The organism is Brachybacterium halotolerans subsp. kimchii, from assembly GCF_020792675.1.
Classification (GTDB): Bacteria; Actinomycetota; Actinomycetes; order Actinomycetales; family Dermabacteraceae; genus Brachybacterium; species Brachybacterium halotolerans.
On record NZ_CP086254.1, the window covers coordinates 312,928 to 324,932 of the forward strand.

9 protein-coding genes are annotated in these 12,005 nt (G+C 71.8%); 5 read left to right on the top strand and 4 right to left on the bottom strand.

Annotated features, from left to right (window positions below; translation table 11 throughout):
- Together cydB and Bra3105_RS01450 are read right to left on the bottom strand one after the other, a co-directional pair.
- Positions 1 to 1,083, bottom strand: a complete 1,083-nt coding sequence (gene cydB / locus Bra3105_RS01445; protein WP_228358320.1) for a cytochrome d ubiquinol oxidase subunit II — start codon at positions 1,081 to 1,083, stop codon at positions 1 to 3.
- A gap of 15 nt (positions 1,084 to 1,098) precedes the next feature.
- Positions 1,099 to 2,655, bottom strand: a complete 1,557-nt coding sequence (locus tag Bra3105_RS01450) for a cytochrome ubiquinol oxidase subunit I (protein ID WP_228358321.1) — start codon at positions 2,653 to 2,655, stop codon at positions 1,099 to 1,101.
- Between the two features lie 476 nt (positions 2,656 to 3,131).
- On the opposite strand from Bra3105_RS01450, the gene Bra3105_RS01455 reads away from it, so the two are divergent.
- From Bra3105_RS01455 to proB, 5 genes are all read left to right on the top strand, one after another.
- Positions 3,132 to 6,443: an Rne/Rng family ribonuclease gene (locus tag Bra3105_RS01455; protein WP_228358322.1), complete on the top strand. Its 3,312-nt coding sequence runs from the start codon at positions 3,132 to 3,134 to the stop codon at positions 6,441 to 6,443.
- Between the two features lie 258 nt (positions 6,444 to 6,701).
- Positions 6,702 to 7,010, top strand: a complete 309-nt coding sequence (gene rplU, locus Bra3105_RS01460) for a 50S ribosomal protein L21 (RefSeq protein WP_200500859.1) — start codon at positions 6,702 to 6,704, stop codon at positions 7,008 to 7,010.
- Between the two features lie 39 nt (positions 7,011 to 7,049).
- Positions 7,050 to 7,304, top strand: coding sequence for a 50S ribosomal protein L27 (rpmA, locus tag Bra3105_RS01465; protein ID WP_200500858.1), 255 nt, complete (start codon positions 7,050 to 7,052; stop codon positions 7,302 to 7,304).
- A 126-nt stretch (positions 7,305 to 7,430) separates the two neighbouring features.
- Complete coding sequence (gene obgE / locus Bra3105_RS01470) at positions 7,431 to 8,963, top strand: GTPase ObgE (protein ID WP_200500857.1); 1,533 nt, start codon at positions 7,431 to 7,433, stop codon at positions 8,961 to 8,963.
- Between the two features lie 2 nt (positions 8,964 to 8,965).
- The gene (proB, locus tag Bra3105_RS01475; protein WP_228358323.1) at positions 8,966 to 10,153 is read left to right on the top strand and encodes a glutamate 5-kinase; all 1,188 of its coding nucleotides are present in this window, start codon (positions 8,966 to 8,968) and stop codon (positions 10,151 to 10,153) included.
- A 310-nt stretch (positions 10,154 to 10,463) separates the two neighbouring features.
- Here the strand turns inward: proB and Bra3105_RS01480 are convergent, their stop codons facing one another.
- Both Bra3105_RS01480 and Bra3105_RS01485 read right to left on the bottom strand, forming a co-directional pair.
- Entirely contained in the window at positions 10,464 to 11,387 is a 924-nt protein-coding gene (locus Bra3105_RS01480; protein WP_267062054.1) for a ribokinase, read from the bottom strand.
- 200 nt (positions 11,388 to 11,587) lie between these two features.
- Positions 11,588 to 11,962: a DUF488 domain-containing protein gene (locus Bra3105_RS01485; protein ID WP_228358325.1), complete on the bottom strand. Its 375-nt coding sequence runs from the start codon at positions 11,960 to 11,962 to the stop codon at positions 11,588 to 11,590.
- Positions 11,963 to 12,005 lie beyond the last annotated feature (43 nt).

Sequence of the window (12,005 nt, forward strand, 5' to 3'; positions counted from 1 at the left end):
TCACTCCTGCTCGAAGGCCTGCCGGTAGCCGCGGCGGGCACGCGCCAGCAGGGAGTCGGGGGCGTCCGAGCCGTCGCCGGTCACCGGATGGCGGAACACCCAGTACGCCCAGATCGTGTACGCGATCACGCACGGCAGCAGCACGCACGCGGCGATCAGCATCACCGTCAGGGTGTGCGGGGACGAGGAGGCGTTCGCGACGGTCAGCGAATGGGCCGCATCGTTCGCGGCGGGCATCACGAACGGGAAGAGACCCGCGAACAGCTGCACGCCGGCCGCGGCGATCGCGATCGCGCTCGCGAGGAAGGCGAAGCGGTCGCGGTGCGCGCGGTTCCCCGCGATCACCGCGATGAGCGCGAGCGCGGCGACGGCGAGCGGGATCCAGGTGAGTGTGGTGTGGGAGACGGTCAGCTGCGCCCAGATCAGGTACACGGCGCCCAGCACGGTCGTGGGCCAGATCGTGCGGCCCGCGAGGGCGCGGGCGTCCGCGCGCAGCGGGTCGCCGGTGCGCAGCACCAGGTACAGCGAGCCGTGGGTCCAGAACAGCATCACGAACACGAGCCCGCCCAGCAGGGCGAACGGGGTGAGCAGTCCCAGCACGGAGGTCGTCACCCACGTGTTCTCGTCGATGGCGACGCCCGCGACGATGTTCGAGAACGCGACGCCCCACAGGAACGAGGGGAGCAGCGAGGTGATCGTGTGGACGACGTCCCAGCCGGTGCGCCAGCGGGGGCCCTCGAGCTTGTCGCGCCACTTGAAGGCGCAGACCCGCAGGATCAGCGAGAGCAGGATGACCAGCAGCGGGATGTAGAACCCGGAGAACAGCGTCGCGTACCACTCGGGGAAGGCCGCGAACAGCGAGGCGCCGGCGGTGATCAGCCAGACCTGGTTGCCGTCCCAGATCGGGCCGATCGTCGAGAGCATCGTGCCGCGGCGCTCGCTGTCGCCGCGACCCAGGACGCCCAGGTTCATCTCCACGCCGAAGTCGAAGCCCTCGAGCACGAAGTAGACGGCGAACATGAATGCGATCAGGCAGAACCACGCGGTCTGCACGGCGGTGGGGTCGGTGAGGACGGGATCCATGGCTCCGTGTCTCCCTCAGTACTCGAAGGACAGGGTGGGGGTGTCCAGCTGCTGCGTCTCGGGATCGCGCCGGGGCAGGGGTATGCCCTTGAGCGCGGCCTTGCGCATGAGGTGGAACCAGATCACGGCGAGCACCGTGTAGAGCAGGGCGAAGGACGTGAGCGAGGTGATCACCATCCAGGCGGGATTGCCCGACACCCCCTGCATCGTCATCAGGAACACCGTGGGGTCGTCCGGATTGGGGACCACCACCCAGGGCTGCCGGCCCATCTCGGTGAAGACCCAGCCGGCGGCGTTCGCGAAGAACGGCATCGGGATCGACAGCACCGCGAACCACTTGAAGACCTGCGAGCCGGAGGTGCGCGCCTTCTCGCCCCGTCCGCGGGTGATCCACAGCGCCCAGAAGGCGAGGACCGCGCTGAACACGGCCAGGCCGATCATCAGGCGGAACGACCAGAAGGTGACGAACAGGTTGGGCCGGTAGTCGGCCGCGTGCTGCTCGCCGTGCACGTCGGTGACGGTGGTGCCGTAGGTCTCGAGGTCCTTCGCCTGCAGCTCGTCGACGCCCTGCAGGGTCGCGTCGAAGGTGTGCGTGGCCAGGAACGAGGTCACGTAGGGGACCTGGATGACGTGGGTGACGTCGCCGCAGTCCTGATGGAAGGCCTGGGGCCCGCCGACGGTGAGGATCGAGAAGGACGCGCCGGTCTCCGTCTCGCAGAGCGCCTCCGCGGAGGCCATCTTCATGGGCTGCTGCTTGAACATGATCTGGCCCTGCTGGTCGCCCGTGACGAACAGGCCCAGGCCGGCGATGAACAGGGCGATCACGCCGAAGCGCACGGCGGGGCGGAAGATCGTGCGCGCCTGCTGGTCGTGCGCACGACCCTCGTCGGTGGTCAGGCCCGCGGTGCGTGCGCGGTTGTGGTGAGTGACCATGTGCCACGAGGCGACGCCGGTGATGAAGGCGGCCGCGACCAGCAGCGCGCCGAAGATGATGTGCGGGAAGGCCACGAGGGTGGTGATGTTCGTGAGGATCGCCCACAGCCCGCCCTTGTCGGGATCGAGCTCGGCGCGGCCCGTCTCGGGGTTGATGGAGGCTCCCACCGGGTGCTGCATGAAGGAGTTCGCGGCGACGATGAAGTAGGCCGAGGCCATGGTGCCGAAGGAGACGCACCAGATGGTCAGCAGGTGCACCTTCTCGGGCAGGCGGCCCCAGCCGAAGATCCACAGTCCCAGGAACACCGACTCCATGAAGAAGGCGACGAGTCCCTCGAGGGCCAGCGGGGCGCCGAACACGTCGCCCACGAACCGCGAGTACTCCGACCAGTTCATGCCGAACTGGAACTCCTGGAGGATGCCGGTGGCGATGCCGATGCCGAAGTTCACGATGAGCATCGACCCGAAGAACTTCGTCAGGCGCGTCCAGGCGTCCTTGGCGATCGGGCTGCGCGCGCGCATGGAGATCGTCTGCATGACGGCGACCAGGAAGGACAGGCCGATCGTGAGCGGGACGAAGAGGAAGTGGTAGACGGTCATCGAGCCGAACTGCCACCGAGCGATGTCGAGGGCTTCCATGGGACCTGTCCTCCGTGGGGCGAGGGGACGGCGCGGCACGCGAGTGCGCCGCGTTCACGTTCAGCGTAGGACCCGGGGGAGCGGCCGCAGAGGGACGATGGTCCTGCCGCCAGCGGGAATCGCCTGCACCGTCATGCGCCTTCCCGAGCGTGCCCGAGCCCGCCCGAGCGCTTCCGGTCCTCTCGCGCGGGCCCCGTCGCACGCGTCTCACGGGTGCCCACGTCCCCGGGAGGAGCGCTCGCCTGTGCCATACTGCCGGGAGCGCTCTTCCTCCGCGTACCCGGAGGGGGAACCTCCTCGGGGTCGACCAGCCATGCACCGATACCGCGCACAGCGCGATCGAGATGCTTCGAGCGGCCGACATCGCAGCGCTCCTGACCTGGAGCCGCGCGCCGGAGAGGGCGAACGACTTCCGTCCGCATGGACGATGACCGAAGGGCCCGGGGTGCGTCGGTCCCTCTATGAGGAGCAGCCCCATGGCTGAGGACATCAGCACCCCCGAGACGTCGGCGTCGCAGGAGACGCCCAGCACCACGAGCGGAACGGGGAGGGCGAAGCGTCCGCGCCGCCGCGCCGGATCCCCGGTCGGCGCCCCGCAGCACCAGGAGACGGCGCCCGAGGCCGACGCTCCCCAGCGGCACACCACCGTCGCCGCCCAGCAGACGCCCCCGAGCGAACCGGCTCCCGTAGCGGCCGAGAAGCCCGCGACCAGGCGTCGTCGCCGTGCCGCAGGCGCTCCCGCCGGCCCGCCCGTCGCGCCGGTCGCCCCCGCAGAGACCGTCGAGGCCGACGCCGAGCCCGCCGCGACCGAGACCGTCGCTGAGCCCGCCGCCGCCGAGACCGTCGCCGAGCCTGCGCCCGAGACCTATCCTGCGGCGAATGCCGCGGACGAGACCGTCGACGCCGAGAGGTCGGAGACCGCCCCCGAGGATTCCGAGGACGACGCCGAGACCGCGGCCGACGCGTCGGCCGGGGCGGACTCCGAGCGGCCCAGCGGCGTCGCCGCGGACCTGCAGGCCCTCGCCGAGAACCGCCCGCAGGAGCCGAAGCGCGCCGTGCGCGAGCAGACCCAGATCGATTTCGCCTCGCTGATCTTCCAGGCGCCCACGCCCGAGAAGCGCACCACGGTGCCCGAGCAGCGGGCCGGCCACGACGACGAGGACCACCAGTCCGGCACCGCTGAGCTGTCCTTCGGCACCGCTTCCCGCGGCTCGCGCCGACGCCGCGCCACCCGGCCCCAGAGCGAGGCCGTGCTCCCCGAGCAGGAGCAGGCGCCCGCCGACGGCGAGGACGCCGCAGAGGTCGAGGAGACCGGGGTCAGCACGGACGAGCAGGCGCAGCAGGAGCAGGGCGGCCGCGGCCGCGGCTCCCGCGGGCGCCGCTCCTCCAGCCGTCGCCGCCGCGGATCCTCCCGGGGTGAGTCCTCCGAGGACGCGTCGGGCGAGGAGAACGGTCAGGACGCAGGCGAGGACCGCCGCCGGCGCGACGGCGCCCAGGACGACGTCGACGCGGATGCGAGCGGCGCGGACGAGGAGAACGACAGCACCGGCGAGGAGGACGGCCAGTCCTCCGGCTCCTCCCGTCGACGTCGCCGCCGGGGCGGCCGCGGTCGTCGCGGTCGCGGTCGCGGCGAGGACTCGGCCGATCGCGAGGACGAGGACTCGCGCGACGACGACGAGCGCTCCGAGGACACCTCCGACGACGCCTCCGAGCGCGCGACGAAGGACGGCAAGAAGTCCTCGGCGGACAACTCCGAGGACCGCGACTCCCAGGACGGCGAGGAGCAGGGCAAGGACGAGGACGGCTCCTCGGGCGGCTCGAGCTCGCGCCGCCGTCGTCGTCGCCGCCGCTCCGGCTCGTCCTCGAACTCGGAGAACGGCCCGTCGCCCGACGATCCGCCGAACACCGTCGTCAAGGTCCGCGAGGCCCGTGACGAGGTCAAGGCCGTCAAGGGCTCGACCCGCCTGGAGGCCAAGAAGCAGCGCCGCCGCGAGGGACGCGACCAGGGCCGCCGCCGCAACGTGATCACCGAGGCCGAGTTCCTCGCCCGCCGCGAGTCCGTCAAGCGCTCCATGGTGGTGCGCGAACGCAAGGGCAGCACGCAGATCGCGGTGCTCGAGGACGACATCCTCGTCGAGCACTACGTGGCCCAGAAGTCGCACACCTCGATGGTCGGCAACGTGTACCTGGGCAAGGTCCAGAACGTGCTGCCGTCCATGGAGGCCGCGTTCGTCGACATCGGCAAGGGCCGCAACGCCGTGCTGTACGCGGGCGAAGTCAACTGGGACGCGGCCGGCCTCGAGGGCCAGCCCCGCCGCATCGAGCTCGCGCTCTCGAGCGGCGACCCGGTGCTGGTGCAGGTCACCAAGGACCCGATCGGCCACAAGGGCGCGCGGCTGACCAGCCAGATCTCCCTGCCCGGCCGCTACGTGGTCTTCGTGCCCGGCGGCTCGATGACCGGCATCTCCCGCAAGCTGCCCGACGCCGAGCGCTCGCGGCTGAAGAAGATCATGAAGCAGGTCATCCCCGAGGACGCGGGCGTCATCGTGCGCACGGCCTCCGAGGGCGCGAGCGAGGAGGAGCTCACCCGCGACGTCGAGCGCCTGCGCAAGCAGTGGGACCGGATCCAGAAGGCGCAGAAGTCGAAGTCCGCTCCGGCCTCCCTCTCGCAGGAGCCCGACCTCGCCATCAAGGTCGTCCGCGACGTCTTCAACGAGGACTTCACCTCGCTGATCGTCGAGGGCGAGGGCGTCTACTCGGACGTGCACGAGTACGTCTCCGACGTCGCCCCCGACCTGCTGGAGCGCGTGACCAAGCACGTCGGCGAGAAGGACGTCTTCGCCAAGCACCGCATCGACGAGCAGCTGCTGAAGGCCATGGACCGCAAGGTCTACCTGCCCTCGGGCGGCTCCCTGGTCATCGACCGCACCGAGGCGATGACCGTCATCGACGTGAACACCGGCAAGTTCACCGGCGCCGGCGGCTCCCTCGAGGAGACCGTCACCAAGAACAACATCGAGGCCGCCGAGGAGATCGTCCGCCAGCTGCGCCTGCGCGACATCGGCGGGATCATCGTCATCGACTTCATCGACATGGTGCTCGAGGCCAACCGCGACCTCGTGCTGCGCCGTCTCGTGGAGTGCCTGGGCCGGGACCGCACCAAGCACCAGGTCGCCGAGGTCACCTCGCTGGGCCTCGTGCAGATGACCCGCAAGCGCGTGGGCGCGGGCCTGGTCGAGACCTTCTCGACGACCTGCGAGGCCTGCGCGGGCCGCGGCATGATCGTCGACCTCGACGGCGTGGACACCGGCCATCAGCACCACGGCGGCCAGGGCTCCCAGGACGACGACTCCTCGAAGGGCGGCCGCCGCCGCAAGGGCAAGTCCAAGGGCGGCAGCGGGAGCAGCGGCAACGGGAGCAACGGCGGCGGAAACGGCGGGAACGGGAGCAGCGGCAACGGCTCAGGCGGCGGGAACGGCGGCTCGGACCGCGGGTCCCAGAGCGCCAAGGAGGCCGTCGAGGAGCTCACCGCCTCCACCGACGTGCACCGCCTCGAGTCCGACAGCGCATCGCGCGCGCTCGCCCGCGCGACCATCGCCTCGATCGCGGCGGCCACGGGCTCCAAGGAGCACCCCGAAGTCGTCGTCGACGGGGAGGCCGTGACGGTGGAGGCCGACGCCGCGCAGGCCGCGGGGGACACGCCGGAGCAGGCGACCGAGGTCACCCCCGATGCCGCGGACGGCTCCGCGAGCGCCGAGGAGCGCGACGACAGCGCCGCCGACGCGTGATGAGTTCCACAGGCTCTCAGCGGTGAAATCGCAGGTCGGACCGGTCATGAGCCTTGACCGGTCCGGCCGGGCCTCGTAGGCTGTCCCTCGGCGCAGAACGCGTCGATCGTCGTTCCCGGCCGCTCGGTCGGCGGAGCTGCGACCCTCGCGGGTCGCGCACCCGGCCCGGACGTCACCCGCCCAGCTCTCCGCCCCGGAGCGCCGGAGGCGGTGCGGCGGGAGACGACGACCCAGTACGAACCAAGATGGAGCAGTGACGTGGTGTACGCAATCGTCCGCGCAGGCGGTCGTCAGGAGAAGGTGTCGGTCGGCGACACCATCGTGATCAACCGCGTCGCCGGCGAGCCGGGCCAGAGCGTCGACTTCACGCCCGTGCTGCTCGTCGACGGCGACGCGGTGACCTCGGCCAAGGGCGACCTCGAGAAGGTCACCGTCTCGGCGGAGAAGGTCGAGGACCTCCGCGGTCCGAAGATCCGCATCCTCAAGTACAAGAACAAGACGGGCTACAAGAAGCGCCAGGGCCACCGCCAGGAGCTGACCCGTCTGAAGATCACGGGCATCGCCTGAGCGTCGCCCTTCCAGGCTGAACGAGAGAAGGTTCTTCCCATGGCACACAAGAAGGGCGCGAGCTCCTCGAAGAACGGTCGCGACTCCAACGCGCAGCGCCTCGGCGTCAAGCGCTTCGGCGGCCAGCAGGTCGGCGCGGGCGAGATCATCCTGCGCCAGCGCGGCACCCACATTCACCCCGGTGCGGGCGTGGGCCGCGGCAACGACGACACGCTGTTCGCGCTCACCGCGGGCACCGTGGAGTTCGGCCGCAAGCGCGACCGCAACGTCGTCAACGTGATCGCCGGCGTCTGAGACCTCGGTCCCGGCGCGGCGCGCACAGCGCGACGCAGCACATACCCTCGTGAAGGGGCGGAGCACCTGCTCCGCCCCTTCACGTCTTTCCCCGCAGCACCATCCCGCCGTCCGCAGGAGAGACCCATGGCCACCTTCGTCGATCGCGTCGTCCTGCATGTCACCGGCGGTGACGGCGGGCACGGCTCCGCCTCCATCCGCCGCGAGAAGTTCAAGCCGCTCGCCGGGCCCGACGGGGCCAACGGCGGCCGCGGCGGCGACGTGGTGCTCGAGGTCGACCCCTCGACGACGACGCTGCTGAGCTACCACCACAAGCCGCACCAGCGCGCGAGCTCGGGCGACTTCGGCAAGGGCGACATGCGCCACGGCTCCCGCGGCGAGGACCTGATCCTGCCCGTGCCCGACGGCACCGTGGTCGCCGACAAGGACGGGAACGTGCTCGTCGACATGGTCGGCACCGGCACCCGCTTCGTCGCCGCCCGCGGCGGACAGGGCGGCCTGGGCAACGCGGCGCTCGCCTCCCCGAAGCGCAAGGCGCCCGGCTTCGCCCTCCTCGGCGAGCCCGGCCAGGAGCGCAGCCTCGTCCTCGAGCTCAAGAGCGTCGCGGACGTCGCCCTCGTCGGCTACCCGAGCGCCGGCAAGAGCTCGCTGATCGCCGCGATGAGCGCGGCCCGGCCCAAGATCGCCGACTACCCGTTCACGACCCTGGTGCCGAACCTCGGCGTCGTCGAGGCGGGGGAGCACCGCTTCACCGTGGCCGACGTGCCCGGGCTGATCCCGGGCGCGAGCAGCGGCAAGGGCCTGGGGCTGGACTTCCTGCGCCACATCGAGCGCTGCCACGTGATCGTCCACGTGCTCGACGCCGCCGCGCTCGAGTCCGACCGCGACCCCGTGAAGGACCTCGAGACCATCGAGGGCGAGCTCGCCGCCTACGCGGGCCGGCTCGACGAGGAGACCGAGGACCGCACTCCGCTCATGGAGCGGCCCACCGTGGTGGTCCTGAACAAGACCGACGTGCCCGACGGCGCCGACATGGCCGACCTCGTGCGCGACCGCCTCGCCGAGCGGGGAGTGCCCGTGTTCGAGGTCAGCGCCGTCTCCCGCCGGGGCCTGCGCGAGCTCGGCTTCGCCCTCGCCGAGCTCGTCGAGCAGGCCCGCGCCCGGCTGCCCGAGCCGGAGGCCGCACCCATCGTCCTCACCCCGCGGTCGTTCGGTGCCAAGGAGTTCGAGGTCGTCACCGAGCAGTACGACGGCGACAAGGCGTACCGGGTCGTCGGCGACAAGCCCGAGCGCTGGGTGCGCCAGACCGACTTCTCCAACGACGAGGCCGTCGGCTACCTCGCGGACCGCCTCGCCACCCTCGGCGTCGAGGAGCAGCTCTACCGCGCCGGGGCCGTTCCCGGCAGCACCGTGGTCATCGGTCCTGGACAGGATGCCGTGGTCTTCGACTGGGAGCCCACAATGGTGGGAGGCGCCGAGCTGCTCGGCCGCCGCGGCACCGACCGTCGACTCGAGGACCACCACCGCCCCACGCGCGATGAGAAGCGCGAGGAGCAGCGCGCCCGCACCGAGGCCCGCATGGGACGTCTGGCAGCGATGGAGGAGGAGCGCCGCGCCGGGCACTGGGCCGATCCCGCGATCGACGACCAGGAGGACTGACCATGGCCACCGTGACCGACGAACCGCACCAGCCGGCGCGACTGCAGGCGCGCACCGACATCCCCGGACCCCGTCGGGCGGTGGTGAAGATCGGCTCCTCGAGCCTCACTCGCGACGACGGTCACCTCGACGAGACCGGGCTGCGGATCATCGCCGACCGGATCGCCGCGCTGCTCGAGGACGGCTGGGACGTCGTCATCATCTCCTCGGGCGCGATCGCCGCGTCGTTGCGCCCCCTGGGCCTCGACGCACGGCCGACCGACGTGCCCTCCCAGCAGGCCGCCGCGAGCGTCGGCCAGGCGCTGCTGGCCACGGCCTGGTCCGCGGCCTTCGGCGCGCACGGCCGGATCACGGGGCAGGTGCTGCTCACCGAGGCCGACGTCATCCGGCGCGAGACCTACGGCAGCGTCCGCACCGCCCTCGAGGCGATGCTGGGCCTGGGCATCATCCCGATCATCAACGAGAACGACACCACCGCCACCCACGAGATCCGCTTCGGGGACAACGACCGCCTCGCCGCGCTCGTCTCCCAGCTGCTGGGCGCCGACTTGCTGGTGCTCCTCACCGACGTCGACGGGCTCTACACGAAGAACCCGGCCGAGCCGGACGCCGAGCGCCTCAGCGTGGTCGAGGACTTCGCGGCGCTCACCGACGTGAAGGTCGGCTCGGTCGGCTCCTCCGTCGGGACCGGCGGCATGGTCACCAAGCTCGACGCCGCCCACCACGCCGCGAGCACGGGCACCGCGACGCTGCTCACCGCCGCCGAGAACTTCGGTCGCGGCGTCTCGGGCGAGGACGTGGGCACCTTCTTCCCGGCCCAGCAGGGCCGCCGCCGCTCCCGCCTGGTGTGGCTGCGGTACGCGACGCGCGGCGCGGGGACCCTCGTGGTCGACAAGGGCGCGGCCGAGGCCCTGCGCTCCCGTCGCCGCTCCCTGCTCGCCGTGGGCATCGCCGAGGTCGACGGCGCGTTCCCCGCGGGCGTCCCGGTGGACATCGCGGCGCCCGACGGCGACGTGATCGCCCGCGGCCTCGTCACCTACTCGAGCGAGGACCTGCGCGCGATGGCGGGGCTCACCACCAAGGAGCTGCGCGACCGCATGGGCGACCGCTACGGACGCTCCGTGGTGCACCGCGACGACATGGTGCTGATCACCTCTCCCGTCGCGGACGCCACCGGCTCCGCCGAGTGAGCGGAGGCCGGCAGCGGTCGGTCCCACCGCTGTGCGATCGGCGGCCAGCGGACGTCGGTTCCTTCGAGGCGCGCCGGCCCGACCGAGGCGCGTCGGCTCCACCGAGGCGCGTCGGCTCCTCCGGGGCGCGTCGGCTCCTCCGGGGCGTTCAGTGCTGCGTAACGGTCGTTATGAGCGCTCATAACGACGATTACGCAGCACTCTCGGACGCCAGGACGTGCGCAGCACTCTCGGTGGCCAGAACGTGCGCTGCACTCCCGGGGGTCGGGAAGGATGCGGCATCCTGGGCCGCACGGGGCGCGCAGCGCTCTCAGGCGCTGGGAAGCTCCTCGCCCCTGTGCGGGTAGCTGGTCTGCGCTCCCTCCCGCGTCACCGATGCGGCGGAGACCCGGGTCGCGAAGCGGGCGGCGTCGACGAGGGACGCGCCGTCTGCCAGCCGCACCGCGAGGGAGCCGACGAAGGCGTCGCCGGCTCCTGTGGTGTCCACCGCGCGCACCGTGACGGCGGGCACCCGCACGAGCGACCAGGCTGTGTCGGACTGCGGATCGTCGTCGGCTCCCGACACTCCGACCAGGGCGCCCTCGGCTCCGAGGGTGATCACGAGGCTCTCGATGCCGGCTGTGTGCAGGGCGTGGGCGAGGTCCTCCGGAGCGGGGGAGGAGCCCGCGTGCTCCTCGAGCAGATCGATGACGAGCGCCGCCTCGTGCTCGTTGACCACGAGCGGGTCCGCACGCAGGAGCACGTCGCGGTCGAGCTCGAGCACGGGGGCGGGGTTCAGTATCAGGCGTCCCTGGGTGCGGCGGGCGGCCTCCTCGATCCCGTCGCGCGGGATCTCGCCCTGGAGGACGACGACGGCGGCGCCCGCGATGAGGTCGGCGCTCTCGCGCACTCGCGCGGCGTTCATGGTCGCGTTCGCGCCAGGGACCACGACGATCGTGTTCTCCCCGTCGTCGGAGACGGTGACCACGGCGAGGCCCGTCGGCCCGTCCACCTGGTGCACCGCGGAGAGGTCCGCGCCGCTGGACGAGAGCACGGAGAGGGCGTCGGACGCCATGGCGTCATCGCCGACCGCGCCCACCATCGCGACGGCGCCTTCCTGCAGCGCGGCGGCGGCCGCCTGGTTGGCGCCCTTGCCGCCCGGGCGCACCTCACCTCCCGTGCCGTGCAGGGTCTCGCCGGGCCGCGGGTGTCGGGCGACGCGCGTGGAGAGATCGGCGTTGATCGAGCCGACCACCACGATCCCCGGCCGCGACGTGCCGGGTTCGTTCGACGCGGACCCGGAAGGCGAGCGCCGGAACGGGGAGGGCCCGGGCGAGGCCGGCGCCGAAGCGGACTGTGCGGACGGCGCGGGCGCAAGGGAATGGGAGTCGGAGTGCATGCTCCGATTCTGTCCCATCCGCACCGCCTCCTTTGCAGGTCGCGGCAACCCCGGCCTCAGGACTGCTTGCTCTCGCGCTCCTCCTGGAGCACGTCCTTCAGCACCGTCGCCTCGCTGATGTCGTCCCGCTTGGAGGCGGTGAGCAGCGTGAGGTTACCCTTGGCCGCGTAGCCGCGCAGCTCGTCGAGGGCCTCGGCGCGCTCGGTGTCGTCGAGCTCCGCGCGATAGCGCTCGGCGAACTCCTCCCACTTCTCCGGGTCGTGCTGGTACCACTTGCGCAGCTCGGTCGACGGAGCGACGCCCTTGCACCAGCTCGTGAGGTCCGCGCGCTCCTTGCTCACGCCGCGCGGCCAGATGCGGTCCACGAGCACCCGCGAGCCGTCGGACCGCTCAGGGTCCTCGTAGATGCGTCGGACCCGGATCGTGCTCATCGTGGACTCCTTCCGAGGGGACGGCGCAGACGGCGACAGGACG

What these genes read in the sequence shown, in the direction of transcription:
- cydB (WP_228358320.1), bottom strand. Translation starts at nt 1,083, where the DNA reads ATGGATCCCGTCCTCACCGACCCCACCGCCGTGCAGACCGCGTGGTTC.
- Bra3105_RS01450 (WP_228358321.1), bottom strand. Translation starts at nt 2,655, where the DNA reads ATGGAAGCCCTCGACATCGCTCGGTGGCAGTTCGGCTCGATGACCGTC.
- Bra3105_RS01455 (WP_228358322.1), top strand. Translation starts at nt 3,132, where the DNA reads ATGGCTGAGGACATCAGCACCCCCGAGACGTCGGCGTCGCAGGAGACG.
- rpmA (WP_200500858.1), top strand. Translation starts at nt 7,050, where the DNA reads ATGGCACACAAGAAGGGCGCGAGCTCCTCGAAGAACGGTCGCGACTCC.
- obgE (WP_200500857.1), top strand. Translation starts at nt 7,431, where the DNA reads ATGGCCACCTTCGTCGATCGCGTCGTCCTGCATGTCACCGGCGGTGAC.
- proB (WP_228358323.1), top strand. Translation starts at nt 8,966, where the DNA reads ATGGCCACCGTGACCGACGAACCGCACCAGCCGGCGCGACTGCAGGCG.
- Bra3105_RS01485 (WP_228358325.1), bottom strand. Translation starts at nt 11,962, where the DNA reads ATGAGCACGATCCGGGTCCGACGCATCTACGAGGACCCTGAGCGGTCC.